Source organism: Roseobacter sp. CCS2, from assembly GCF_000169435.1.
Classification (GTDB): domain Bacteria; phylum Pseudomonadota; class Alphaproteobacteria; order Rhodobacterales; family Rhodobacteraceae; genus Yoonia.
On the sequence record NZ_AAYB01000001.1, the window covers coordinates 296,256 to 323,044 of the forward strand.

At 55.9% G+C, this 26,789-nt stretch carries 24 protein-coding genes and 1 tRNA gene; 16 read left to right on the forward strand and 9 right to left on the reverse strand.

Annotated elements, in window-relative coordinates; genetic code table 11:
* Positions 1 to 4 precede the first annotated feature (4 nt).
* From RCCS2_RS01510 to RCCS2_RS01565, 12 genes are all read left to right on the forward strand, one after another.
* Entirely contained in the window at positions 5 to 2,086 is a 2,082-nt protein-coding gene (locus tag RCCS2_RS01510; RefSeq protein WP_008230769.1) for an alpha-galactosidase, read from the forward strand.
* Positions 2,083 to 2,841, forward strand: a complete 759-nt coding sequence (locus RCCS2_RS01515) for an SDR family NAD(P)-dependent oxidoreductase (RefSeq protein ID WP_008230771.1) — start codon at positions 2,083 to 2,085, stop codon at positions 2,839 to 2,841. The genes RCCS2_RS01510 and RCCS2_RS01515 overlap by 4 nt, the downstream gene beginning before the upstream one ends.
* Positions 2,838 to 3,743, forward strand: coding sequence for a 2-dehydro-3-deoxygalactonokinase (locus RCCS2_RS01520; protein ID WP_008230772.1), 906 nt, complete (start codon positions 2,838 to 2,840; stop codon positions 3,741 to 3,743). The genes RCCS2_RS01515 and RCCS2_RS01520 overlap by 4 nt, the downstream gene beginning before the upstream one ends.
* Positions 3,744 to 3,746: 3 nt before the next feature.
* Positions 3,747 to 4,352, forward strand: a complete 606-nt coding sequence (locus RCCS2_RS01525) for a 2-dehydro-3-deoxy-6-phosphogalactonate aldolase (protein ID WP_008230773.1) — start codon at positions 3,747 to 3,749, stop codon at positions 4,350 to 4,352.
* Positions 4,349 to 5,170 (forward strand): SMP-30/gluconolactonase/LRE family protein, encoded by an 822-nt coding sequence (locus RCCS2_RS01530; RefSeq protein ID WP_008230774.1) that lies wholly within the window; start codon positions 4,349 to 4,351, stop codon positions 5,168 to 5,170. Before RCCS2_RS01525 ends, RCCS2_RS01530 begins: the two co-directional genes overlap by 4 nt.
* Positions 5,171 to 5,211: 41 nt before the next feature.
* Positions 5,212 to 7,113 (forward strand): beta-galactosidase, encoded by a 1,902-nt coding sequence (locus RCCS2_RS01535; RefSeq protein WP_037293021.1) that lies wholly within the window; start codon positions 5,212 to 5,214, stop codon positions 7,111 to 7,113.
* Positions 7,113 to 8,078, forward strand: coding sequence for an aldose epimerase family protein (locus RCCS2_RS01540; RefSeq protein WP_008230776.1), 966 nt, complete (start codon positions 7,113 to 7,115; stop codon positions 8,076 to 8,078). The genes RCCS2_RS01535 and RCCS2_RS01540 overlap by 1 nt, the downstream gene beginning before the upstream one ends.
* 175 nt (positions 8,079 to 8,253) lie before the next feature.
* Positions 8,254 to 9,648, forward strand: coding sequence for a cytochrome ubiquinol oxidase subunit I (locus RCCS2_RS01545; protein ID WP_008230777.1), 1,395 nt, complete (start codon positions 8,254 to 8,256; stop codon positions 9,646 to 9,648).
* 4 nt (positions 9,649 to 9,652) lie between these two features.
* Positions 9,653 to 10,663, forward strand: coding sequence for a cytochrome d ubiquinol oxidase subunit II (locus RCCS2_RS01550; protein WP_008230778.1), 1,011 nt, complete (start codon positions 9,653 to 9,655; stop codon positions 10,661 to 10,663).
* A 129-nt stretch (positions 10,664 to 10,792) separates the two neighbouring features.
* Positions 10,793 to 10,869: transfer RNA gene (locus tag RCCS2_RS01555), tRNA-Met, on the forward strand.
* Between the two features lie 179 nt (positions 10,870 to 11,048).
* Complete coding sequence (locus RCCS2_RS01560; protein WP_008230779.1) at positions 11,049 to 11,588, forward strand: GNAT family N-acetyltransferase; 540 nt, start codon at positions 11,049 to 11,051, stop codon at positions 11,586 to 11,588.
* A gap of 66 nt (positions 11,589 to 11,654) precedes the next feature.
* Entirely contained in the window at positions 11,655 to 13,064 is a 1,410-nt protein-coding gene (locus RCCS2_RS01565; RefSeq protein WP_008230780.1) for an FAD-binding oxidoreductase, read from the forward strand.
* Position 13,065: 1 nt separating this feature from the next.
* Here the strand turns inward: RCCS2_RS01565 and hemC are convergent, their stop codons facing one another.
* Positions 13,066 to 14,001 (reverse strand): hydroxymethylbilane synthase, encoded by a 936-nt coding sequence (hemC, locus tag RCCS2_RS01570; protein WP_008230781.1) that lies wholly within the window; start codon positions 13,999 to 14,001, stop codon positions 13,066 to 13,068.
* Positions 14,002 to 14,095: 94 nt separating this feature from the next.
* Between hemC and hemE the strand changes: the two genes are divergently transcribed.
* Positions 14,096 to 15,130: a uroporphyrinogen decarboxylase gene (gene hemE, locus RCCS2_RS01575; protein WP_008230782.1), complete on the forward strand. Its 1,035-nt coding sequence runs from the start codon at positions 14,096 to 14,098 to the stop codon at positions 15,128 to 15,130.
* A gap of 48 nt (positions 15,131 to 15,178) precedes the next feature.
* Positions 15,179 to 15,565: a hypothetical protein gene (locus RCCS2_RS01580; protein WP_008230783.1), complete on the forward strand. Its 387-nt coding sequence runs from the start codon at positions 15,179 to 15,181 to the stop codon at positions 15,563 to 15,565.
* A 1-nt stretch (position 15,566) separates the two neighbouring features.
* Here the strand turns inward: RCCS2_RS01580 and hemF are convergent, their stop codons facing one another.
* Positions 15,567 to 16,445 (reverse strand): oxygen-dependent coproporphyrinogen oxidase, encoded by an 879-nt coding sequence (hemF, locus tag RCCS2_RS01585; RefSeq protein ID WP_037293364.1) that lies wholly within the window; start codon positions 16,443 to 16,445, stop codon positions 15,567 to 15,569.
* Positions 16,446 to 16,545: 100 nt separating this feature from the next.
* Here hemF and RCCS2_RS01590 point away from each other — a divergent pair, with 100 nt between their 5' ends.
* Complete coding sequence (locus tag RCCS2_RS01590) at positions 16,546 to 16,932, forward strand: hypothetical protein (protein ID WP_008230788.1); 387 nt, start codon at positions 16,546 to 16,548, stop codon at positions 16,930 to 16,932.
* Here RCCS2_RS01590 and RCCS2_RS01595 read toward each other — a convergent pair whose 3' ends face one another.
* The 3 genes from RCCS2_RS01595 to clpS are packed head-to-tail and all read right to left on the reverse strand — an operon-like array spanning position 16,933 to position 19,092.
* Entirely contained in the window at positions 16,933 to 17,736 is an 804-nt protein-coding gene (locus RCCS2_RS01595) for an SDR family NAD(P)-dependent oxidoreductase (protein WP_008230789.1), read from the reverse strand. It lies immediately after the preceding gene.
* A 21-nt stretch (positions 17,737 to 17,757) separates the two neighbouring features.
* Positions 17,758 to 18,726: a class I SAM-dependent methyltransferase gene (locus tag RCCS2_RS01600; RefSeq protein WP_008230790.1), complete on the reverse strand. Its 969-nt coding sequence runs from the start codon at positions 18,724 to 18,726 to the stop codon at positions 17,758 to 17,760.
* A gap of 24 nt (positions 18,727 to 18,750) precedes the next feature.
* Complete coding sequence (gene clpS, locus RCCS2_RS01605) at positions 18,751 to 19,092, reverse strand: ATP-dependent Clp protease adapter ClpS (protein WP_008230791.1); 342 nt, start codon at positions 19,090 to 19,092, stop codon at positions 18,751 to 18,753.
* Between the two features lie 361 nt (positions 19,093 to 19,453).
* Between clpS and RCCS2_RS01610 the strand changes: the two genes are divergently transcribed.
* Entirely contained in the window at positions 19,454 to 20,848 is a 1,395-nt protein-coding gene (locus tag RCCS2_RS01610; RefSeq protein WP_008230792.1) for a serine hydrolase, read from the forward strand.
* Positions 20,849 to 20,853: 5 nt separating this feature from the next.
* On the opposite strand, the gene RCCS2_RS01615 is transcribed toward RCCS2_RS01610, so the two are convergent.
* The 4 genes from RCCS2_RS01615 to RCCS2_RS01630 are packed head-to-tail and all read right to left on the reverse strand — an operon-like array spanning position 20,854 to position 26,557.
* Positions 20,854 to 22,452 (reverse strand): ABC transporter ATP-binding protein, encoded by a 1,599-nt coding sequence (locus RCCS2_RS01615; RefSeq protein WP_008230793.1) that lies wholly within the window; start codon positions 22,450 to 22,452, stop codon positions 20,854 to 20,856.
* Positions 22,449 to 23,645, reverse strand: a complete 1,197-nt coding sequence (locus RCCS2_RS01620) for an ABC transporter permease (RefSeq protein WP_008230794.1) — start codon at positions 23,643 to 23,645, stop codon at positions 22,449 to 22,451. The genes RCCS2_RS01615 and RCCS2_RS01620 overlap by 4 nt, the downstream gene beginning before the upstream one ends.
* Positions 23,645 to 24,724: a microcin C ABC transporter permease YejB gene (locus RCCS2_RS01625; protein WP_008230795.1), complete on the reverse strand. Its 1,080-nt coding sequence runs from the start codon at positions 24,722 to 24,724 to the stop codon at positions 23,645 to 23,647. The genes RCCS2_RS01620 and RCCS2_RS01625 overlap by 1 nt, the downstream gene beginning before the upstream one ends.
* A gap of 9 nt (positions 24,725 to 24,733) precedes the next feature.
* Positions 24,734 to 26,557 carry an extracellular solute-binding protein gene (locus tag RCCS2_RS01630; RefSeq protein ID WP_232204220.1) on the reverse strand — a complete coding sequence of 608 codons (1,824 nt, stop codon included), beginning with the start codon at positions 26,555 to 26,557 and terminating at the stop codon, positions 24,734 to 24,736.
* Positions 26,558 to 26,789 lie beyond the last annotated feature (232 nt).

Here is a 26,789-nt window from a genome sequence, read left to right on the forward strand (position 1 = left end):
GACCATGAACAGAACCTATCGTATCGACGATGGCCGCCAGACCCTTGTTTTGGCGGCCCGCCACGACCGTCTGCCAGAGGTCGTTTATTGGGGCGCATTGCTGCCCGACGACGAAAACCTTGATACGCTGCATGCCGCCCACGCGATTGACGTGACCGGCGGGATGCTGGACGAAAACCCAGATTTGTCGATCTGTCCCGAGGCAACGCGCAGCTTTCCCGGTCAGCCCGGGCTGATCCTGCGCGATAGTGATGGCACGCCATTGCTACCAAAGTTTTGCTTTGAGAGTGTTGAACAGAACGGCACGCTGGAACTGACCTACGCCGATAAAGACAACGGTCTTACGCTGACGGTCAGCTTTGTCAGCGACCCCGAAACACACATCATCACGTGCCAAACGACCTTGGACGCGACGCGCCCAGTGCATCTGCATTGGCTTGCCGCCCCCGTTCTGCCTGGCCCCCAACAATCGGACGAGATGATCGATGTCTCTGGCCGCTGGTGTGGCGAATTTCAACTGTCACGCACTGCCTGGGCCCCCGGCATGCGCTACCGCGAAAACCGGACCGGGCGCACAGGGCATGAACATTTTCCCGGTTTGATCGTCCCTTGCCGTGGGGCGACCAATACTGAAGGTGAAGCCTATGCGTTTCACTATGGCTGGTCAGGCGGCCACAAAATGATCGCCGAAGAGCTGCAAGACGGCCGCCGCCAGATCCAATGGGGTCATGCCGCGCGGATGGAGCCGGAAGCGGCGACGCAGTTCAAAACCGCACCGCTTTATATCGTTTATTCCGACACCGGATTGAACGGCTGTGCTGTTGCCTTCCAACGCCACCTGCGCGACCGGATCGTGACGTGGCCCAAGCCCGACGCCCCGCGTCCTGTGCATTACAACTGCTGGGAAGCCGTCTATTTCGACCATAAGCTGCCCGTGCTGCAAGACATCGCAGACCGCGCCGCGGCCCTTGGCGCGGAACGTTTTGTGCTGGATGACGGATGGTTCGGCAACCGTGATGATGACACACGCAGCTTGTCGGACTGGACCGTTGATCCGCGCAAGTATCCTGATGGCCTGCACCCCCTGATCGAACATGTGCATGGGCTGGGTATGACCTTTGGCATCTGGTTCGAGCCAGAGATGATCAACGAAGACAGCGACATCCACCGCGCCAATCCGCATTGGGTTTTCGGGGCCGAGGATCAAACGCTGGGTCGCCAGCAAAAGGCGCTGAACATGGCGTTGCCGGAAGTCCGCGATTTCCTGTTCGAACGGATGTCGGCAATCCTGCGCGACCATCATGTCGATTACATCAAATGGGACCATAACCGTGTGCTGCCAATGCCAGATGCGTCCCAGACCCGTGGGTCTTACGCCTTGATCGACCGCCTGCGCGCCGCGTTTCCGCATGTGGAAATTGAAAGCTGCGCCTCGGGTGGCGGTCGCATTGATTTCGGCATCCTGCAACGCACCCAGCGGGTCTGGCTCTCTGACAGCAACGATGCGCTGGAACGGCTGCGTATTCAGCATGACGCGGCACTATTCCTGCCTTTGTCAGTGACCGGCAGCCACGTTGGCCCGCGCCACTGTCACACCTCGGGTCGCACCCTCGATATCTCATTCCGGGCATGGGTCGCCGCACAGCGTCATATGGGGTTCGAGATGGATCCGCGCGAGCTGGATGAAACCGAAGCGGCCGTGCTGACCGAAGTCACAAGCTGGTGGAAACACAACCGCCATTGGATGCAAACGGCGGATATTCTGCGCCTTGATAGCGCCGATCCAGCGGTCATCGCGGAACAGCAACTGGCCCGCGACAAGGACCGCTTTGTCGTTTTCGCAGGCAAGGCCGCAACCAGCGCGCAGATCGCACCGCGCCCCTTGCGCTTGACAGGGTTGGACGCAACCGCGACCTACCGGATCAATCTGACCAATCGCAATGCACTGCACCGTTTGTCGCGCGGGACAACGGCGCTGAAAGAGAATGCCCTTGAACTTTCGGGGGCTTATCTGATGCGCCATGGTGTGACACTGCCGTGGTCCTTCCCCGAACGGATGTGGGTGCTGGAAGGCACGCGATTATGAACGCAACATTCCATGACCTCAAAGATACATCTGTTTTTGTCACCGGTGGCGGCAACGGGATCGGGGCCGCACTGACCGAAGGGTTCCTCGCGCAAGGTGCCAAGGTGGCCTTTATCGGGCGGTCGGACGCGTCTGATTTTGTTGCCAAGATGGCGGACAAACATCGCGCAGCACCGCTTTTCATCCAAGGCGACATCACCGATATAGATGCGCTGCAATTCGCGATGGATCAAGCGGTCGCCGCACATGGCCCGCTCAACGCGCTGGTCAACAATGCCGCCAACGATATGCGCTATGACGCGATGCAGATCACCGAAGAGATTTGGGACAGCCAGCAGGCCATCAACTTCAAAGCCTACTTCTTTGCTTGCCAAAAGGCAGCACAGGTGATGGCGCCCAAAGGGTCTATCATCAACTATTCGTCGATCACCTATATGATGGGTGCTGCCGGGCTTGCGCCCTATGTCAGCGCCAATGCCGGGATCATGGGGATGACCCGCGCGCTGGCCCGCGAATGGGGGCCCAAGGGTATCCGCGTCAATGCAATCGCACCCGGATGGGTACTGACAGAAAAGCAGGAAACAATGTGGGCCACACCCGAGGCGAAAGCGGCCTTTTTACAAAAACAGTGCTTGCAAGAATTTATGCAGCCCGAAGACCTGATTGGTGGAACGCTGTTTTTAGCCTCGTCCGCATCAGCTATGATGACCGGACAAACCATTGCAATTGATGCCGGCGTGGTGGGTACAGGATGACACAAAACACCGTGACAGCAGATTGGATCGCCGTCGATTGGGGCACCAGCAACATGCGCGCTTGGGCGATGTCGGCGTCCGGTACTGTTTTGGCAGAGGCAACATCTGATCAAGGCATGGGCAAACTGACCAAGGACGGCTTTGAACCTGCGCTGCTGTCAGCCGTCGGCGATTGGATCAACGGACCAACGACAGTGATTGCGTGCGGCATGGTTGGGTCCCGCCAAGGGTGGATCGAAGCACCCTATGTCGCTACTCCATGTGGCACCCTGCCGGACGGACTTGTCGAAGCGCCCACGCTGCATACTGACTTAACCGTATATGTGATCCCCGGCATTAAGCAGACTAATCCGGCAGATGTTATGCGTGGCGAAGAAACCCAGATCAGCGGGTTTCTGGCACGCAACCCTGGCTGGGACGGGGTGATCTGTCTGCCTGGTACGCATACTAAATGGGTGCATATCAGCGCTGATGAGGTGGTCAGCTTTCAGACTTTCATGACAGGCGAACTCTTTGCTACGATCGCGAATGAAACCGTGCTACGGCATTCGATCGCGGCCGATGGCTGGGATGATGCAGCTTTTAGCGCAGGCCTTGATATGGGGATATCGCGACCGGAACGCCTTGCGGCGCGCCTGTTCTCACTGCGTGCAAATGGGCTTTTGAACGACATGCCGGGTAACGCGGCCCGCGCGCAACTGTCAGGGCTGCTGATTGGGACAGAACTGGCGGCCGCCAAACCTTATTGGCTGGGCCAGCAAATTGCCGTGATCGGCGACAGCGGGTTGTCGAAACTTTACATCACAGCACTTGCCACGCAGGCCGCACCTGCCATGCAAGTGAACGCACAGGCGATCACACTTGCCGGGCTGACAACCGCCTACAAGCGCATGAAAGGATAACGCATGAGCCGTCCATTGATCGCCATTCTACGCGGCGTGACCCCAAAAGAGGCCGCACCAATGGCTGCTGCCCTGATCGACGCCGGGATCACAAAAATCGAAGTGCCGCTGAATTCACCCGATCCCTTTGACAGCATCAAGGCGATGGCCGACGCGCATGGTGCAGACGCGCTTATCGGTGCAGGTACTGTTTTGTCCACTGACGACGTCGGCCGCGTGGCGCAGGCGGGTGGTAAGCTTATTGTGTCGCCCAACTGCGACCAACGCGTCATCGTCGCGACCAAAACCGCTGGCATGCAAAGCTGGCCGGGCGTGATGACCCCAACCGAATGTTTCGCGGCCCTCAAGGCCGGTGCAGACGGCCTTAAGGTTTTTCCTGCCAGCCTGCTTGGCCCCGAAGGTATCAAGGCAATCCGGGCCGTCTTGCCGTCGGGCACGCAAGTCTATGCGGTCGGCGGTGCCGGTGCGGATAATTTCGCCAGTTGGATGGCTGCATCCGCTGATGGTTTCGGCATTGGGTCTGCACTTTACAAGCCGGGTCTGTCGGTCGCGGATGTCGCAACACGTGCACGCGATATGGTCGCTGCCTACGACGCTGCCGCATCATGATTTTTGACGACACACAATGCCAGTTGGGGGAAGGGCCATTGTGGCATCCTTTGCGCAAGCAGCTGTTCTGGTTTGATATTCTGGAAAAGCGACTGCATACAAAGGGCCACCATTGGCAGTTTGATGACTATGTCAGCGCTGCCGGGTGGACGTCAGAAACAACGCTGATGTTCGCGACAAGTAACGCGTTGCGCCACTTTGATATCGCAACCGGCGCACATCATGTGATCGTCCCGCTTGAGGCTGAAAACGACGCGACCCGCTCTAACGATGGGCGCGCCGACCCGCAGGGCGGATTTTGGATTGGCACAATGGGGATCGACGCCGAAGACGGAGCTGGCGCAATCTATCGCTACTATAAAGGTGAGGTGCGACAGCTTTTTGCGCCGATCACGATTTCAAATGCGATCTGTTTCAGTGCTAATGGCAAAACGGCCTACTTCACCGATACACCCACGCAGCAGATCATGCGCGTGGCCCTTGATACAAAGGGGTGGCCTGTGGGCGATCCTGTCTTGCATATTGACTTGCAGGGTACTGATTTCCGCCCGGATGGCGCGGTCGTCGATGCAGCAGGCAACCTATGGAATGCGCAGTGGGGTGTCGGCCGCGTTGCAGCCTACGATCCAGCGGGGATATTTATTGAAAGTTTCAGCTTCGCGGCAAAGCAAACTTCTTGTCCTGCTTTTGGCGGCGATGACTTTTCCACCCTGTTTTGCACCAGCGCCGCCGTCGGACAGGACGGTCCAGAGCAAGGCAAGACATTCTGTGCCAAAATCCATTACAAAGGCCAGGCAGAGCATCAGGTCATTCTCTGACCCACCCTCGCTTTGGTTCAAATATGCAAAAGGGCGCGCCCATGAAACGCACACTTGGTGTCTGTTATTACCCCGAACACTGGCCAGAGGATCAATGGACCAGCGATGCGGCGCAAATGGTTGCAACCGGCCTGACATGGGTGCGGATCGGCGAATTTGGTTGGAGCAGGATGGAACCCGCACCCGGCGCATTCACGTGGGATTGGCTTGACCGCGCCATTGCGGTGCTGGGGAACGCCGGCCTCAAGATCATCCTTGGCACACCGACCGCCACACCACAGCGCTGGATGATCGACAAACACCCTGACATGCTGGCTGTCGATGCAGAAGGACACCAGCGCAAGTTTGGATCACGTCGCCATTATGATTTTAGTCATCTGGGTTACCGTGACGAATGCAAACGCATCGCCCGACTGATGGGGGAACGCTATGGTCAGAACCCGCATATTGCGGCATGGCAAATCGACAATGAATATGACTGTCACGACACAACACTCAGCTATTCCGATGCGGCCCGGGCTGGTTTTCAGGACTGGCTGGCGCAAAGATACCAATCTACCGATGCTCTCAACCGGGCTTGGGGCAATGTGTTCTGGTCGATGGAATACGACAGTTTTGACCAGATCGATCTGCCAAACCTGACCGTGACGGAACCCAACCACCCGCATGTATTGGCCTTTCGCCGCTACAGTTCTGATCAGGTGGTGGCGTTCAACAAGGTGCAGGCGGATGAATTGCGCAAACACACCGACGCAGCTTTGATCCATAACTATATGGGACGCATCACAAGTTTCGATCATTGGAAGGTCGGGGCAGACCTTGATATCGCATCTTGGGATAGTTACCCGATTGGCTTTCTATCTGACAGGCTGGAAGGCAGCCGCGACTTTAAGCATGCCTTCCTGCGCCAAGGTCACCCCGATATGCAGGCCTTTCATCACGACCTGTACCGCGCCGTTGGCAAAGGCCGGATGTGGGTGATGGAACAACAGCCCGGACCGGTGAATTGGGCGCCTTACAACCCAGCGCCCTTGCCTGGCATGGCCCGGCTGTGGGCATGGGAGGCGTTTGCCCATGGTGCTGAAACCGTCTGCTATTTCCGCTGGCGACAAGCGCCTTTCGCACAAGAACAGATGCACGCCGGGCTATTGCGCCCCGACAGCGCGCCTGCCCCTGCATTGGCCGAGGCACGACAGGTTGCAGATGAAATCGAAACACTTGCAAAGGCAGGAACAGCGCCGGCACAAGCCGCTTTGGTATTCGACTACGAAAGCGCGTGGGCCTGGGATGCACAGCCGCAAGGTGCCGATTTTGAGATGTTTCGATTAGCCTTTGCAGCCTACTGCGCTTTGCGCCGTGCCGGTCTGAACATCGACATTCTGCCACCCGAAACGCGCGATCTTTCAGCTTACAAACTGATCATGGCACCGGGGATCATGACACTCTCTGATCCGCTGCGGCAGGCACTGGCCACCTTTAAAGGTGTCGCCCTAATTGGGCCGCGCACAGACACCAAGACAAATGAATTGAGCATCCCCACCCCGCTTGGTCCAGATCTGCCCAATGCCGATATCAGTGTCAGCCTGACCGAAAGCATGCCATCAGATGACGCCATTGCGCTACAAGACGGCGGGCAGTTTGTGCATTGGTTTGAGCATCTTGAAGGCGGTGCTGATGTATTTGCAAAGACGACCGCCGGGCAGCCAGCAATCATGGGAACCAGAAACCTGCGTTATCTTGCAGGTTGGCCTGATGATCCGACCTTCGACAGGATCATCAATGAAATCTGTGTTGAACTGGGTTTGGAAACGCAGGCACTGCCAAACGGCCTGCGCATCCGTGACACCACGACCCACCGTTTCGTTTTTAACTACGCCAACCATGCGCAGGATTGGCACGGCACATCTATTCCCGCGGCTGGCGTGCATTGGGAGCCCCTTTGATGGCGCATTTTGGCAAAACGCAGAATGGTACGAACGTTGAAAAAATCACCATATCTGCAGGCGGTCTGAGGGTGAGTATCCTGACCTTCGGTGCCATCGTACAAGACGTGCGGTTGGCGGGTGTCGCACACGGGTTGGCGCTTGGATCAGATCGGCTGCAAGACTACGAAGACACAATGGGGTATTTCGGCGCAATCGTGGGACCCATCGCCAATCGGATCAGCAACGCGCGCGTGCGGCTTGATGGAATGATGTACGAGCTGGAACGCAACGAGAATGGCAAGGTTCATCTGCATTCCGGCACAGAGGGCGTTCATCGAAGAGTCTGGCAGGTCGTATCCCAGACAGCAGATAGCGTGACACTCGCGCTGACACTGGCGGACGGCGATGCAGGGCTGCCGGGTCATCGTGATGTGCATGTAACCTATGCCGTCAGCGCACCGGCGATATTTACAATGACCATCAATGGCACAACCAATGCGACAACCTGCATGAACTTTGCCAGCCACATTTATTGGAACCTTGATGGAACATCGTTATGGGAAGGACATCAGCTGCAGATTGCAGCGGAACACTATCTGCCGGTTGATGATCGTACCTGCCCGACAGGCGAGATTGCGCGCGTCGCAGAGACAGATATGGATTTCCGCAAGGCACGTCAGCTGCAAATTGGCGCACCCGATCTTGATCACAACTTCTGTCTGACTGGTGGGAAATGTGGCCTGCGCGACGTTTTATGGCTGACCGGACAATCAGGTCTAAAAATGGCCCTCGGCACAACCGAAGCGGGGATGCAAATTCACGATGCCGCCACATCGCCCCGGCCTGGACACTCTTGCTACGAAGGTTTGGTCATCGAACCGCAAGCCTGGCCAGATACACCAAACCATCGGGCGTTTGGGTCGATTACGGTTACTGCTGATCAGCCGTATAAGCAGGTGACAACCTGGCGATTTTCGCGCTAAATATGTGCTTGTTTTGTCATTCATTGCGTAGCGGATTGCGGAAGCAAACAATCGTTTCGCAGTGGATAAAATTTGACCTATTTTGCCGCGCTTTGCTGTCGCACCCCCGTGCCAATTTCTGCAATGCAGCTATATCTGCATCAAGGGCTAAGAGCCCGTGAAACTGAGGCACTGAATGGAACTCGAAACACTCCTTCTCTCGCGCATTCAATTTGCGGCGAATATTTCTTTTCACATCCTGTTTCCGACGATCACGATCGCGCTGGGCTGGGTGCTGCTATTCTTCAAACTGCGCTACAATCGCACTGGCGAAGAGCGCTGGATGGAAGCCTATCGCTTCTGGGTGAAAATCTTTGCCCTGTCGTTTGCGATGGGCGTTGTGTCCGGCATCACCATGTCGTTCCAATTCGGCACGAACTGGCCCGGTTTCATGGAAAAAGTAGGTAATATTGCCGGCCCGCTACTGGCTTACGAAATCATGACGGCCTTTTTCCTTGAGGCGGTGTTCCTTGGCATCATGCTCTTTGGGTTTAGCCGGGTGCCCAACTGGGTGCACACATTGGCAACGTTCCTCGTGGCGTTCGGGACCATGATGTCGGCGTTCTGGATTATTGTTCTGAATTCCTGGATGCACACACCACAAGGGTTTGAAATGATCGATGGCGTGGCCCACGCGACTGACTGGTCCGCTATTATCTTCAATCCATCCATGCCATATCGCTTTACCCATATGGTACTGGCCAGTTTCCTGACCGTCAGTTTCCTGATCGCCGGTGTCAGCGCGTTCCGCTGGCTGATCGGTGGCCGCACCGAAGGCGTGCGCGTCGCAATGAAAACCGCGATTATTGCGGCGGCTGTGCTGATCCCTGTACAAATTCTTGTTGGCGACTTCCACGGTCTGAACACCAAGGAATATCAGCCAGCAAAAGTGGCGGCGATGGAAGGGAACTGGGAAACCGATACTGGCGTACCACTGATCCTATTTGCAATCCCGGATGAAGAGGCGCGGGAAAACCGGTTCGAGATCGGCATTCCCAAGCTTGCGTCATTCATCCTGACGCATGACTGGAACGGCGAAGTAAAGGGCCTGAATGATTTCGTGACCGAAGATGGCGAGGTGTTGCATCCACGCGTGTCACCTGTGTTCTGGTCCTTCCGCGTTATGGTTGGCACCGGTCTTCTGATGCTTTTGGTCAGTTGGTCTGCGACCTACATGATCATGCGGCGCAAACGCGGAATCGAAGGGTTGCCCAAGCCAATGCTTTACGGCCTTGTGGGGATGAGCTTTAGCGGATGGTTGGCGACCTTGGCTGGCTGGTACACAACTGAAATCGGGCGACAGCCATGGCTGGTGCAAGGTGTCATGACCACAAAAGAGGCTGTGGCCGATGTGCCAGCACCCTTGGTTCTCTCAACACTGATTGCGTATCTGGTGGTCTATGCGGCACTGCTTTTCGCCTACATCTTTGTTATCTTCTATCTGGCGCGCAAAACCGCGCGAGGCGAAGATATCGGAACACGCATTGCACCGTCGCCAGCGGCGGCACCCAAAGCAATGCCAGCGGAGTAGTCTGATGTATTATTTCGGTGATCCGACCATTTGGCTGCCCTTTGTCTTCGCAGGGCTGATGGGTGCGTCAATCCTGATCTATGTTGTCCTGGACGGGTTTGACCTGGGCGTTGGCGTGCTTTTTCCATTCGCCAATGAGGATGAAAAAGACCGCATGATTGCCTCTATCGGGCCGTTCTGGGATGCGAATGAAACATGGCTGGTTCTGGCTGTTGGGCTGCTGCTGGTGGCATTCCCATCAGCGCATGGTGCGATCCTGACGGCGCTTTACCTGCCCGTTGCGATTATGCTGATTGGTCTGATCCTGCGAGGTGTTGCTTTTGAATTCCGCGCAAAGGCGCCTGCACCGCATAAGCGGCTGTGGAACAATGCGTTTTTCACAGGCTCGCTGATGACCTCGCTAAGCCAAGGTTTCATGCTGGGCATGTATGTGATGGGTTTGGAATGGACATGGATCAATGTTGCGTTTGCGATGCTGACCGCTGTCTTTCTGACCGTTGGTTACAGTTTTATTGGCGCGACCTGGGTCATTCATAAGACGTCAGACGCTTTACAGATCAAAGCCGTTGAATGGGCGAAGGGCGGCATCTGGGGTCTCGTGCTCGGGATCGGTGCAATCTCTTTGGCGACACCGTTTGTGAGTGCACGTATCTTTGACAAATGGTTCAGCTGGCCTGAAGCGATTTATCTGTCGCCACTCCCAATCCTGTCGGCGCTCTTGGTGTTCTGGCTTTGGTCAATGCTGCGCAAAATGCCCTACGCTGGCGACCGTAGATCGTGGCAGCCATTTGCAGCGGCAACGGCGCTTTGGGTTATGGCATTTGGCGGAATGGCATATAGTTTTTATCCTTACGTGGTGCCTGAACAGATCACGATCTATGAGGCGGCGAGCGCACCAGAAAGTCTGTTTATTATCCTGATCGGCACGTGTGTCGTGCTGCCAACGATCATGGGATATACGGTGCTGTCCTACGTGATTTTCCGCGGCAAAGCGACAGAGCTGCGGTACGATTAGAGGTGCGTGGGTCAAGACCCACCTTACATGCAGGACTGTTGTTTGGCGTAAGGTGGGTTTTAACCCACCTTACCCGCAGAATCGGTTTGACACCCCAGCCCCCATTGCGTAACCCGTCGCTCGTGGAATGGCGCGGTAGCTCAGTTGGTTAGAGCGAACGACTCATAATCGTTAGGTCGGGAGTTCAAATCTCCCCCACGCCACCACCACCTCCTCGCCTTTATTCCCAAACCGCTGCTCTTAATTGGTAAAACGGGACCCGACTGACGGGCGTTTGGCTACGCCAAGCCACCCTGAGTGCGCGAGTTCAAATCTCCCCCACGCCACCACCACCCTTCAAGACGCACACTTTCGATTGCCGCAATTGCGTGTCACACTTGGCGGTATGTCTGACATTCCTGAAACAGCGACCATCGAAACAAAGCGCCTGCGCCTTGAGCCCTTTGCGGAGTCGCACGCAGCATCTCTGAACGCGATCAACACTGAACCGCAGGTGATAGCGTTTCTCAGCGATGGCCCGCCTGAAATCTTGGAAGACACGCTTCAGACAATAAAACGGGTCCGCGAACGCTGGAGAACAGTTGGCTATAGCTGGTGGGCAATCATTGAGACCGCCAGCGATAAAGTCATCGGGGCAGCCTGCCTTCAACACGTTGCGAACAAGCCGGATGCCGAACTTGAAATCGGGTGGCGACTGGCCAAGGCAGCCAACGGAAACGGTTATGCGACCGAAGCAGGAAAAGCCGCCGCTGACTATGCATTTGATGTCATCGGCGTTGATCATATCGTGTCGGTCGCAGACCAACGAAACACCGCGTCTCACCGGGTGATGGAACGCGTCGGCATGCGGTTTCGCGGGATTGAAACCCATTATGATGCGCCTTACACCACTTACGTGATGCACCGGTCGGATCGCCCCGCATAAGCATAGATACGCTTTCCCCTCTTCATCTTTCCGCTTAACGTATCGACACCAAAAGAAAGCGGGCAAATGACAGTTCTTGACCAAATCGCAGACGCTATTGGTGCGGATCGCATCCTGACCGGGCCGGATGCGGCTCCCTACGGCAAAGACTGGACCGGGGCATATACCTCCACACCAATGGCCGTGCTGCGCCCTGCGAACACTGCTGAAGTCTCGGCCATCCTCAAGATCGCGCATGCAACCAAAACTCCAATTGTACCGGCCTCTGGCCGGACCGGGTTGACCGGGGCCACATTGGCCGACGGGGCGCTGATGCTGTCAGTCGAACGGCTGAACCAGATTTCCGCAATTAACGTCGCGGGACGCACCGCAACTGTTGGCGCGGGTGTAATCCTATCCAACCTGCACGACGCGGCAGAAGAACATGACCTGATCTTCCCCCTCACCCTTGGCGCGCGTGGATCTGCGATGATTGGCGGACTTTTATCGACCAATGCAGGCGGGTCGAATGTCGTGCGCTATGGCAGCACCCGTGGCCTGTGCCTGGGGCTTGAGGTGGTGATGGCTGACGGGCGTATCATGAACCTGATGAGCGCGCTCCATAAGGACAACTCTGGTCTTGATTTACGCAATCTGATGATTGGGGCGGAAGGCACGCTTGGGGTTATCACGGCAGCAGTTCTTAAACTGCGCCCCAAGCCACAAGCCTATGCAACCGCAATGGTCGCTGTGCCGTCGTTATCTGATGCGCTGAACCTGCTGCATAAGCTGCAAGATGAAACAGGCGGCGGGGTCGAGGCGTTTGAATATATGCCACGCAGCTATATCGACAAACACAAAAGCCTGTTCCCCAATGTCGCAGGCCCTTTTGATGACAGCTATGACGTGAACATCATGATCGAAGTCGCCGCCACGCAGACCAAGGATGCCGTGCCAAACGAAGACGGCAGCTTGCCTGTTGTCAGCGCGCTGGAAGAGACGCTGGGTAACATGCTGGAAAACGGCACTGTGCTGGATGCTGTTATCGCGCAGAACGATGCGCAGCGCCGCGATATCTGGAAACAACGTGAAGATGCGGGCGAGGTTGCATTCTTCGGTGGGGTCTTTGTGAACACGGATGTCGCGGTTCCGCTGGATAAGGTTGCAGCGTTTGAAAAGGCGCTGACCCCGCGCATCAAAGCGATTGATCCAGACGCGGATGAGGTGATCGTTGCCCACCTTGGCGACGGAAACATCCATCACACCAGCTATATCACCCGCAATGATCCCGCCGTGATGGACGCGCTGGTCGAGGCGGTCGAGGATGTCGTGCAAGAACTGGGGGGATCATTCAGTGCCGAACATGGCGTCGGCGTATCAAAGCTTGAGACGATGAAGCGGCGCAAAGACCCGGTGGCATTGGATGCGATGCGTGCCATCAAAGCAGCGCTCGACCCTCACAATATTCTTAATCCCGGCAAGGTGATCCCAACCTAGGTTAGAAGAAATCGGGGCCCGCCTTCTCCAACAGCTTCGCCGCCATCGCATGACCCATGGCCGGACCGTCTTCGATGGAACCGCTCATGTCGTCAGCAAAAACTTCTGTCCCGTCGGTGCGCAGGATCTCACCGCGCAGCCGGATTGACCCGCCGTCCAATTCTGCAAGCCCGCCGATAGGGGTTTCGCACGACCCGTCCAGTGCTGCCAGAAAGCTGCGCTCGGCCGCCAGCCTGCGCCCTGTTGCATGGTCGTGGATGGCATCCAACATCGCGGCGGCGCGGCTGTCATCGCCACGGCGTTCAATCCCGATGGCCCCCTGCGCAACGGCAGGCAGCATATCTTCGGGTGCCACGGCTGTGCGCGGCACATCTGTCATATGCAGCCGATTCAGACCGGCCATGGCCAGAAAGGTGGCCTCTGCCACGCCATCACCCAGTTTTTTCAAACGCGTCTGCACGTTGCCGCGAAATTCCACGATGTTCAGGTCAGGTCGCTTGGCCAGCAATTGCGACCGGCGGCGCAGGGATGATGTGCCGACGGTGGCCCCTTCGGCCAAATCGTTCAGGCTGCTTGCATTCAGCGACACAAAGGCATCGCGCACATCTTCGCGCGGCAAATATGTGTCCAATAGCAACCCACCGGGCTGGTCCACGGGCATGTCCTTCATCGAATGTACGGCAATGTCGATCGAGCCATCCAGCAAAGCTTCTTCGATTTCCCGGGTGAATAGGCCTTTGCCACCGATTTCTTTCAGCGGGCGATCCTGAATGGCATCACCCGTCACTTTGATCACGCAAATCGCAAACGCCTCTTCCGGCAAATTGAATGCCGCCATCAGGCGGGACCGGGTTTCATGCGCTTGCGCCAAAGCCAAAGGCGAACCACGGGTTCCGATGTTGAAAGGCGAAGCGGGAGAAGGCAAATCAAGTGTCATGTTTGGATTGTTAGACGTGTCAACCTAGCCTGACAACTCCCTTGACAACATCTTCTGCAATTGGGACCACAGGGACGACATAAAAGGACACCTCATGGCGCAGCAAAAGACCATCCTTCGGGCCCTCGCGGGCGAAACACTTCCCACGCCCCCGATCTGGATGATGCGGCAAGCCGGACGGTATTTGCCAGAATACAAAGCCACCCGCGCGCAGGCGGGGGATTTCTTGTCATTGTGCTATAATCCTGAATTGGCCGCCGAAGTTACGCTGCAACCTATTCGCCGTTATGGCTTTGATGCGGCAATTCTTTTTGCAGATATCCTACTGCTGCCACAGGCCTTGGGCGCTGATCTTTGGTTCGTCACCGGCGAAGGGCCGCGACTATCCACGATCACCTCTGCTGATGAACTGGCGAAACTGAAGCCAACCGAAGCAATCCACGACACGCTGAATCCTGTCTATGAAACAGTGAAAATCCTGTCGCGTGAGCTGCCGGATGAAACCACATTGATTGGTTTTGCGGGTGCGCCATGGACAGTCGCAACCTATATGATCGCAGGCCAAGGCACACCGGATCAAGGCCCTGCACATGCGCTCAAGTCTGAAAACAGACCGGTTTTTGACGGGATCATTAACCGCCTGACCGAAGGTACGATCGCCTATCTGTCCAAGCAGATCGACGCGGGTGCGGAATGTGTCAAACTTTTCGATAGCTGGGCGGGATCACTGCAAGGCGATGATTTTACCAATTATTCCATCAAGCCAATGCAGCGGATCATCGCTGCGCTGAAAGAAAAGCATCCCGGTGTTCCAGTCATCGCATTCCCCCGCGGGGCCGGCACAAAATATGTTGGCGTTCATGCCGCCACAGGCGCTGACTGCGTGGCCGTCGATGACGGTGTCGATGCAGCTTGGGTTGCCCAGAATGTGCAAAACGATGGCTGCGTGCAAGGCAACCTGAAATCATCGCATATGGTGACAGGTGGCGATGCACTGGTTAGCGAAACACGCCGCATTTGCGATGCGTTGTCTGGTGGCCCGCATATCTTCAACCTTGGTCACGGGATCACACCGGATGCGAACCCTGAAAACGTGCAGTTGATGATTGACACGGTGCGTGGGTCCTAGAATTGCCGTAATGGACCGACAAGGTAGGCCCGGCATCGGGAGCATACCTTGAAGATACCATTCACATTGCGATTGGCCTACTATGGTTTCCGCGCGACTGTGCGTGCGGGACTTGTGTTTCTATTGGCTTGGATATTCCTGATCCCCGCCTCTGACGCGGACAACACGGCACTCGGCGCCCGGGATGGCACGACATATCCAGCGGGGTTGCGCGCCATGCGTGTGGCGAAATTGATCGTGACCGTTGCACCGCCACAAGCTTACAACCTGATTGCAGTCGGATTGGGCCGCGATATTTCGCCATTAATGGTGCGGATCGCCTTTACACAGATGGCAGCAGGCTACGTCATGCCTGCATCAACCCGTGGCAATGGGCTGCCCGGTTTGGAAAGTGACCGGGACATTGAAGGCCCACGCTTTATCAAGATCGACTAGTTCAGACCCATTTGGCCAGCGGCGGCAAGCTCATTAATACCGCATTGGCATCATGTCCTGTGGCCAAGCCAAACTTTGTCCCACGATCATAGACCAGATTATACTCGGCATAGAGCCCGCGATGCACCAGCTGTGTGTCCTTATCCGCCTCTGACCACGGCGTATCGCGGCGCTTTTCAACCAATGGAATGTAAGCAGGCAGGAACGCTTTGCCGATATCCTGGGTCAGCGTGAAATCAGCCTCCCAATCGCCTGTACAATAGTCATCCATAAAGATGCCACCAACACCCCGTGCACGATTGCGGTGCGGGATATAGAAGTATTCATCCGCCCATGCCTTTAGTTTGGGGTAATGCGCCTCACCATGCGGATCGAGGTGAGCTTTTTGCGTAGCGTGGAAATGTGCAGTGTCTTCGTCATATTCAATACAGGGGTTCAGGTCAGACCCACCGCCAAACCACCATGCATGCGGGGTCCAGAACATACGGGTGTTCATATGCACCGCAGGCGCATGCGGATTTTGCATATGGGCGACCAGTGAAATACCGGATGCCCAAAAGCGTGGATCATCCTCCATTCCGGGCACGCCACGTGCGGCCATCGCCTTTTGCGCGGATGCGCCGAGTTGACCATAAACCGTTGACACGTTGACACCGACCTTTTCAAACACGCGACCGCCACGCATCACCGACATCAAACCACCGCCCGCGTCTGACCCATCGTCCGAGGTGCGCATGGTTTCAGTGACTTCGAACCTGCCAGCAGTGCCATCACCTTTGTGGCTGTCTTCCAACCCTTCGAAAGATGCGACAATCTGGTCGCGTAATGTGCGGAACCATGATGATGCTTTGCTCTTTTCCGCCTCAAACCCGTCTGACATGTTTGGTCCGTTTCCCCTGATATTGAATAACGTGTTATCATTGTCTTTATGCACCATAGTCATCATGCAACGATGATCCAGATCAAAACCGGAGAGTGCCATGCGCCCCGCCTACATCGCCCTACCTTTCGTGCTTTTCGCCGTCTGCGCCACACCGCGCGAACAGTGCGTCAGCGACGTCACACGGGACACCAAGGTGCTTGCCAGCCTGATCAACGAAGTCCGGGGTAATCTGGCACGCGGCTATGCGCTTGACCGGCAACAAGAGGTGCGTTCGGTTCCCAAAACGTGCCGGGCCCAAGATGAGGATGGGGATGTGTTCAGGTTCCGTTGCGATGAAACGCGCACCGTGACGACAGTAACCCCCGAGGCCATCGACCTAAACGCCGAACGCGCCAAGCTTTCATCGCTCGAGGAAAGATTTGTGCAGTCGCAGGCAGCCTCTAATCAGGCGGTGGCGCAATGCATCGCGGTGCATCCCGAATAATCAGTGGGCAGAAACAGCCGCCGGATCAAGCAAGGTACGCCCGCCATCCACTGTGATAATCTGGCCGGTCACAAAGGCCGCTGCATCCGAGGCTAGATATTGTACCGCGTCTGACACCTCGCCGGGGCTGGCGATGCGTTGCAGTGGCGTGTTGTCGACGATCGCTTCGCGTACATCGTCATGATCTCGCAATGATCCCTTAAGGCTTGCACTCATCACGCTGCCAAAGGCCACGGCGTTCACGCGGATACCATGCGACGCAAGTGCGACGGCCAAAGACCGGGTCATTTGATCGGATGCGGCGGAACTGACCGAATAGGCCAGCAAATCCGGATGGGTGCGACGCGCGGCAATAGAGCTGAGGTTCACAATGGACCCGATGGGTTCGCCTTCCTCGCCATCGGCCTGTTTGATCATGCGCCGGGCAACGGCCTGACTGACACGCAAGGCGGTCATTGCATTTTGTTGCAACAACTCCTCGACCGAATTGTCATCGGGATCAAGCGGATCAGTCTGCATCACCTGACGCGACGCATTCACCAGAATATCCACACGCTCAAACGCATCAATGGTCGCAGATAGCAGGTTCGCAATCGTCAGTTTCTTGCGCAGATCACCGGCAAAAATGCGCACGTTTTCTTCTTTACCGGCTTCTTCGCCGACTTCGTGACACAGCGTCTTTTCGTCCATATCGGCGAACACGACATTCGCACCCATTTTCACAAAGTGGCGCCCAATCGCAAGACCCACACCATTGGCGGCACCTGTAACAATCGCAGTTTTTCCAGAGATGGAAAATGACATCAGAACTCTCCCTTGATCCGGTCAGCGTTGTGGCCGGTTGGCGTGGAACACTTTGAATGCACCATTGCTGGCGATCATGTCCACATTGCGGAAACATTCGTTCAACGTGGCTTCATAGGGCAAATGGCGGTTCGCGACCATCCACAGCTTGCCGTGCGGGGCCAATAGGCGGGCGGCAGCTTGAATGAACGCGCGGCCAAGGCTTGGATCAGCGGCGCGGCTGGTATGAAACGGTGGGTTCATGATGATACCGTCATAAACGGTCGCGTCGTGGCGCGTAGCGTCAGCCCAGTAAAAGGACACACGAGGGTCATCGACATTCAGCTTGGCGCAATCCAACGATAATGCCTCTGCTTCGATCAGGTCGAGCGATTTCACACCATCGCGCGCCAAGACAGGAGCCGCCAAATAACCCCAGCCAGCCCCCAGGTCAGCCATGCGCGCAGGCAGCTTCGTGGGCAGTGCATCAGCCAAAAACGCAGAGCCCTTGTCAATTGCGCCATCCGAAAACACACCTGCTGCGGTGAAATAGCCATGTGCACCTACAGCAGGTGGCGGTGCAGCCCAATCTGCAAATGCGTCTGTGGCCGCAAACCAAAAGATTCGGCCATGCCCTTTGGGAAGTGATGGGATGTCACCCAGTGTTTTGCGGCAAGCCTTGAACAAACTGTCCACGCCATCCGTCTTTTGCCCATCGACGATCACCAGTTCTGCCTTGGCGCATGCCTCTGCCACCATCGCGCGCGCAAGTGCTTTTGCACGGGGCACCACCACAATTGCAACGGACACCTTTGGCACATCTTGCATCACCGGATACCCGGCACTCTGCCAAGCCGCATAATCTGGAAAAAACCCGTGCATGACCTGCACAGCGTCGCGCGGCAGGCTGGACACATCATAAGTCGCAGGCGGGCGCATCAGTGCGATGTTGCCTTCTGGCAACGCAATCAAGCCATCTTCAATGGCGGTGCTGAGGCGGGATTGGGACATCAGGGTGCGAACAGCGACGAGGCGCTATTCTTTCTCCATCGTGCATTGGAGGGGGTGCTGGTGACGCTGCGCAAAATCCATCACTTGCGCAACTTTTGTCTCTGCAATCTCATGGCTGAAGACACCAACGACCGCGACGCCCTTCTTATGAACGGTCAACATCAGTTCAAACGCTTGGGCATGTGACAAACCAAAAAAACGCTCCAACACATGCACAACAAATTCCATCGGCGTGAAATCATCATTCAGGATCAACACCTTATACATCGGCGGGCGTTTTGTCTTTGGCTTCGTCTCAAGCACGACGCCGACGTCACCGTCGTCATCGTCCTTTTTGTCAGCCATCATGTAAAACTCTGCCAGCATTTGGTGCGCCTTGTTGGGTTGGCGTTATATATAAGGCACAGGTGCCACATGAAAACCCCATCAAATCACAATCAGGAAATGGGAGGGTGGACCGCGAAAATCACTTATCTAGCGGCCGCGCTATGTGTCCTTACTATATATGGACAAATGGCGTGATGAACGCCGCAAAAGTCTTTGAATTTAGGGTATTTTCTGAAAACCCGACTTATGCTAGCGTCATTTTATAACAATAAGACCACCGGAAAAATTCGGGGTCACTGAGGCAGAAAATGAGGCAAGCGACGTGACAAGTCGTACGGGACAGTGGGCCCTCCACGGGCTATTTCTTTGTGTATTTTTGGTATCTTTGCTTGCCGCACCCATGCGTGCGACCGCTGCACCCTATGCCGCGATGGTGATGGACGCGCGCACAGGTGAGGTTTTGCATTCGCGCAACGCCGACACCCAGTTGCATCCGGCATCGCTGACAAAAATGATGACGCTTTATGTTGCTTTCCAAGCGATTGAGCGCGGTGAAATCACGCTGGACACACCTGTCCGCATCAGCCGCCTTGCCGCATCCGAGCCGCCATCGAAACTGGGCCTGCGCTCTGGTCAAACGATCCGGCTGCGTTTCTTGCTACGGGCCGCTGCGGTCAAATCCGCCAATGACGCGGCCACAGCCATCGGCGAAGCGATCTCTGGTTCCGAAGACGCATTCGCCACGCGTATGAACCGCACTGCCCGCGCGATGGGCATGCGCAACACAAATTTCCGCAACGCACATGGGCTGACACAGTCAGGACACCTGTCGACTGCGCGTGATATGTCCGTTCTGGGTCGTCACGTTATCTATGACTTCCCACAGTATTATAACCTTTTCTCTCGCCGCTCTGCGGATGCAGGTGTCGCCCGGGTGCGCCACACAAACCGCCGTTGGCTGGACAGCTATGCCGGCGGTGACGGCATCAAGACAGGCTATACGCGTGCTGCTGGCTTTAACCTTGTTGCATCCGCCCAGCGCGGCCAAGAACGTGTTATCGCAACTGTCTTTGGCGGTTCATCCACATCGGCACGGAATGCGCGCATCACAGAGCTGATGGATATGGGCTTTAACCGCGCTCCGTCCCGCGCAACGATCCGCCGTCCGAACCCACCTGCGGCCATGCTGACAAGCTCTAACTCACAAGGGCAGGTGAACCCTGGTAAGATCGTTCGTGTCAGCGGCCTGATCACGCGTAGCATCAGACCAACCGCACGTCCGGTTGCAGCGCCCGTTCAAGAAGATGTTCTCGTTGCGGCTGTGGATGCAGATGTGATCAATGCCGCAATCGCTGATTCAGTCAATGCCGCCTTGACCGAAGCATTAAACGCGCCAACGCCTGCGCCTGCGCCGACACAAGTCATCGCCGCAACACCGCCCACTGTCACACCCATCGCGCGACCTGCAACTGAAACACAAGTCGCAGCGCTCGTACCAGAGGCGACGGTGGTGGATACCGGACCAGAGGTAGTCACCCGCATTTCAACCTCTGGCGGGCGCCATTGGGGCGTGAATGTTGGGCGCTATAACACGCGGTATGACGCAGAACGGGTCTTGCTACGTGTGGCCTTGAACGAGATGAGCACGCTTGACGGGTCTTTGCGCCGCGTTGTGCAACGCTCTGGCGGGTTCGATGCCAACTTTATGGGATTGACCCGTGAAGGTGCTGATCTGGCTTGCCGCCGTTTACAGGCGCGCGGCACAACATGCTTTATGATTGGGTCTGACGGCTAGGGCGTTCAGGCGACCTTGCCCTCAAACGCAGCTGCCATCAGCGCACGGGTATATTCGGTGCGCGGTGCATCAAAGATTGTGTCGGCATCGCCCGCCTCGACAACATCACCTTGCTTCATGACCATCACCTTATGCGATAGCGCGCGCACGACCTTGAGGTCGTGACTGATGAACAGATAAGCAAGCCCGTTCTTTTGCTGCAATTCACGCAGCAATTGCACGATCTGCACCTGCACAGTCATATCCAGCGCCGACGTCGGTTCGTCCAAAATCAGCAGTTTTGGCCGCAGGATCATCGCACGCGCAATCGCGATCCGCTGACGCTGGCCACCCGAAAACTCATGCGGGTAGCGGTCCATCAAAGATGGATCGAGGCCGACTTCATCCATAATCTCGGCCACCATATCGCGCCGGTCGCGTCCGGGATCTACGCCATGCACGCCAAGACCCTCTGCAATGATCTCGGCCACGGTCATACGCGGGCTGAGTGAGCCGTAGGGGTCCTGAAACACGATCTGCATATCACTGCGCAACGGGCGCATCTGCCGCTGGTTCAGATGCTGAATATCAGCACCTTGAAAGGCAATTCGCCCCTCCGAACGGATCAATCGCATTACCGCCAAAGCGAGCGTCGTCTTACCCGACCCACTTTCGCCGACGACGCCAAGGGTTTCGCCTGCGCGCACCGTCAACGTGGCGTCGTTCACGGCTTTGATGTATCCCACAGTCCGTTTGAGCAAACCGCGCTGGATCGGGAACCATATCTTTGCCTGATCCGTTGCCAAAACCACTGGCGCATCCGGCTGCACAGGTGCAGGCACACCGCTTGATTCAGCGGCCAGCAGCATTTGCGTATAAGGGTGTTGAGGGCTCGCAAACAGCTCTGCCGTCGGCCCGATTTCTACGATTTCCCCATCCTTCATCACGCAAACCCGATCTGCGATCTTGCGCACAATCGTCAGGTCATGGGTGATGAACAGCATTGACATGCCCTCATCCCGTTTGAGATCTGCCAGCAAATCCAAAATCTGCGCTTGAATGGTGACATCAAGTGCCGTCGTCGGTTCATCCGCAATCAACAGTTCAGGGCCGTTTGCCAGCGCCATCGCAATCATCACACGTTGCCGCTGTCCACCGGATATCTGATGCGGGTACGCCCCAAGGCGGCTTTCGGCGTCACGAATGCCAACGCGTTCAAGCAATTCGATAACACGTGCACGCACGGCCGCCCCACGCAGGCCCTGATGCAATTCAATACTCTCTGCCAGTTGCTTTTCCAGCGTATGCAGCGGGTTGAGCGAGGTCATCGGTTCCTGAAAAATAAAGCTGATATCGTTGCCGCGTACCCGGCGCAGGGCTGCTTCATTCGCGCCGACCATTTCCTCGCCCGCGTATTTGATGGACCCGGCCATCACAGCGCTATCACCCAACAACTGAACGGTCGACAGGGCGGTTACAGACTTGCCAGACCCGCTCTCGCCTACAATGGCAACGGTTTCACCTTTATGCACCTGAAATGAAACACCTTTGACGGCATGTGTGGTGTCCCCATCCTGCCGAAACGCCACGCGCAGGTTTTGAACGTCAAGGACTGCGCTACTCATCGTTTGTCGGTTCCGGTTGCAGTGGCTTCTGTAGCAGTTTCAAACACCGTTTCATCCGCAATGACATTACCGTCGGCCACGAATGTCTTGCGCGGATCAAAGGCATCGCGGACACCTTCGAACACAAAGACCAACAGCGACAACATGATCGCAAAGGTAAAGAAAGCCGTGAAGCCCAGCCAAGGTGCTTGCAGGTTCTGTTTGGCCTGCAACGTCATCTCGCCCAATGAGGGGGCCGAGGACGGCAGACCAAACCCAAGGAAATCAAGCGAGGCCAAGCCGCCAATCGCACCCGTTACCAAGAACGGCAGCATCGTCAGCGTCGCCACCATCGCGTTGGGCAGCATATGGCGGAACATGATCACACGGTCGCGCACGCCCAGCGCCTTGGCCGCGCGCACGTATTCCAGATTGCGCGCGCGCAGAAACTCGGCCCTGACCACCCCGACAAGGGCGGGCCATCCGAACAGCACTGTGAGGAATACAAGGAGCCAGTAACTGCGCCCCAGGATCGCAAAGACGATGATGATCACGTAAAGCGACGGCATCCCCGTCCATATTTCTATAAATCGCTGAAAGATCAGATCGGTCCAGCCGCCAAAATAGCCCTGCACAGCACCTGCCATGATCCCGATCAGTGATGCGGCAACCGTCACAGTCAGCGCAAAGGTCACTGATAATCGGAAGCCATAGATGACGCGGGCCGTCACATCGCGTTTGGTGTCATCCGTGCCCAACCAATTCTCGGCGCTGGGTGGCGCGGGGGCCACGCCGGACACATCCACAATCGTGTTGTAGGAATATGGGATAACAGGCCAAAGCATCCAGCCTGCCTGAAAATCCCCATCCAATGTTTGGCCATCATCAACAGCGGCGATCAGCTCTTCAGGATTATCAAAGCATTCCTCCAGCCCGCCGGTGACGATCAGGCAATCCACCTCGGGTTCGCCATAACCTGCCTCTGTCGGGAAATCGCCACCGAAGTCCCGCTCTGAATAAAAGCTGAAGATCGGCATTTTGATTTCGCCGCGATAGCTGACGGCGATGGGTTTGTCGTTGGCAATAAACTCAGCAAAGATCGACAGGCCGAACAGGACGCTAAAGATAATCAGCGACCAGAACGCCCGCCGGTTGCGGCGGAAATTACGCAAGCGGCGCTGGTTGAGCGGGGAAAGAAACGGACGTTTGGCCATCAATTTCGCGCCTCAAAATCAATGCGCGGGTCAATCAGCACATAAGTCAGATCCGTGATGATACCGACAACAAGACCAATCAACGAAAACGCAAAAAGCGTGCCAAAGACCACCGGATAATCGCGCGCGACCGCTGCCTCAAACCCAAGGCGCCCCAGGCCATCAAGCGAAAATAGGGTTTCGATGATCAATGAGCCGCCAAAAAACACGCCGATGAAAAGTGCCGGAAAACCAGAGATCACGATCAGCATCCCGTTCCGGAAGACGTGACCATAAAGCACGCGCCGTTCTGACAGCCCTTTTGCGCGGGCCGTGATGACATACTGCTTTTTGATCTCGTCCAGAAAGCTGTTCTTGGTCAGCAAGGTCAATGTCGCAAAGGCCGAAATGGTGGATGCCAGCACCGGCAGCGTGATGTGCCAGAAATAGTCAAGAACCTTGCCGATCAGCGATAGGTCCTCAAAGTTGGCTGATGTCAGACCACGTAGCGGGAAAACCCGAAAATATGACCCACCCGCGAAAAGGACGATCAGCAGGATCGCAAACAAAAACCCCGGGATCGCATAGCCCACGATGATCGCACCAGAAGTCCATGTATCAAAAGGCGTGCCATCGCGAACGGCCTTCTTGATGCCCAGTGGGATCGAAATCAGATAGGCAATCAGCGTGGACCACAGGCCCAGCGTGATCGAGACCGGCATCTTTTCCATGACCAGATCAAATACGCTGATCGACCGGAAATAGCTTTCGCCGAAATCGAACCGCATATAGTTCCACATCATATTGAGGAAACGCTCAAGCGGGGGTTTGTCAAAACCGAATTCACGTTCAAGTTCCACAATAAACTCAGGTGGCAGGCCACGCCCACCGACATAATCGCTGTCCGAACTCTGGCCGACATCGGCATCGCCGCCCCCGCCAGAGATACCTTCGAACACATCACCCTGCCCTTCCAGATTGGCCAAGATCTGTTCAATCGGGCCGCCTGGCACAAACTGGGTCAGCGAAAAGTTGATGATCATGATGCCCAACAACGTGGGGATCACCAACAACAAACGCCTGAGGATATATGCGCCCATCTGCGGTACTTACTGCAACGCGCCTGCGGCGACGAGATCGTTGTATTTATCCTGATTGACCCACCAGTAATCCAGATGGCCAAGGCCAAATTCCGGCAAGTTTTCGGGGTATTCGTAGAAATCGTAGTACGCGACCCAGTTCTTACCAAGATACCAGACCGGGACGACAAAGTAGTCGTAACGCATAATCCGGTCAGCGGCGCGGATCAGTGCCGCCATTTCAGCATAGTCTTCGGCCTCTGGAATCAACTCTCCAATGATGTCGATTGCTTCAGAGCAATAGGCCGCTGGATTAAATACATCATCTTTGTCTTCACATCCAAACCTTTGTGAAAACCCAGTGCCTTCCTGCAAACCGCTGGAATAACCGCCAAAGATCAAGTCATAGTCTTTCGCCTGCCGACGTGCCTGATATTGTGATGGATCAACACGGTTGTAAGTGACGTTCACCCCAAGACGTTTGAGGTTTTCAATGTAGGGATTGAATATCCTGTCAAAAGCCTGCCGCGTTTCCAACAGCTCAACGTCAAGCGTGTTGCCGTCTGCGTCTCGCAGCAGACCGTCTGTGTCTGTGGTCCACCCGGCCTCTTCCATCAGGGCAAGGGCACGGCGCAGGTTTCCACGATCAAGTGGACGGGTGCCTGACATATGCGGTAACACAGCCTCTTGCGTGAAAATCTCCTCTGGCAAGTTGTCCCGTAGGGATTCAAGGATTTCCAGCTCGCGGCCTTCTGGCAGGCCAACAGCTTTCAAGCGATCATTTTCCCAGAAACTTTCGCGCTGTTGAAACAGGCCATACTGCAAGTTTTCGTTCGTCCACGTGAAATTATAAACAAGGCCAATAGCCTGCCGTACCCGACGATCAGCAAATTTTTCACGGCCCATATTGAACACAAAACCGGTCGCACCCGGCAGCGTACCGTCTTCTAATTCTTCGCGCACGACCCAACCGTTATCAATTGCCGGAAAATCATAGGATGTGGCCCAGTTAATCGAACTGCTTTCACGACGGAACGTAAATTCACCCGCCTTGAAAGCCTCGAAAGCGGCCGAGCTATCGGCGAAATACTCAATCCGGATTGTATCATAGTTCCCGCGGCCAACATTGATCGGCACATCACTGCCCCAATAGTCAGGGTTGCGCACATAGGTAATCTTGCGCCCCGGATCGACCTCTCCGATCATGTATTCGCCCGTACCCGGTGACACATCTAGGCGCGACTCGTCCATTCGCGCCCCGGTTTCCTCAAACCACGCCTTTGACATCGCCAAAGCGCCACCCATCTGCGGGATGCGTGCGCGTGTTGGTGCATCAGGTGAAAAGGTGAACTTTACGGTGTGATCATCCAGCGCCTCGTAGGCCGTGACAAGCTGGGTCAGGCTAACCCGGATCGAGGGGGTGCCCTGTTCCCGAAACAGCTCATGCGTATGAATGATATCATGGGCAGTCATTGGCGTGCCGTCCGAAAACACAACATCATCGCGCAGATTGAAAATGACCCAGGATTGATCTTCGGGGTATTCGATTGTTGTGCACAAAACACAATAATAAGATCCGACCTCATCGGAAGTGGTCGTCATAATACGCTCGAACATTATGGATGACATAAGGCCCGGCGTACCAGTCAACGTCGCAAAAGGGTTCATGCTATCAAAAGACCCAGTCCATGAAACGCTGATCTCACCGCCTACAGGCGCGTCAGGGTTCACATAGTCCAGATGTGGAAAGTCCGGTCCATACTTCAGTTCACCATATTCATTAAATCCATGGCTTTCGATAATCACTTCGTGACCGTCCGCCAAAAGCTCTGATCCCGCCCAAAGCGTGCTCACTCCGATCAAAGATCCCAAGGCCCATTGTTTTAACAAACTGGTCCTCATATCACGCTTGGCTGTGATGGCACGTGCGCGGGGGCGATTTGGCATTCTGATCTCCGGGCTAAACAAAGTCTTGAACTGCTTAAATGAAGTAAATGGGCAGTTTGGCAAACTTTCAAGTTGAGTTTGCGTGATCGTGCGGTGAACCAACTGTAACATTCCACAAAAAAGGCCGTCCAGTGGACGG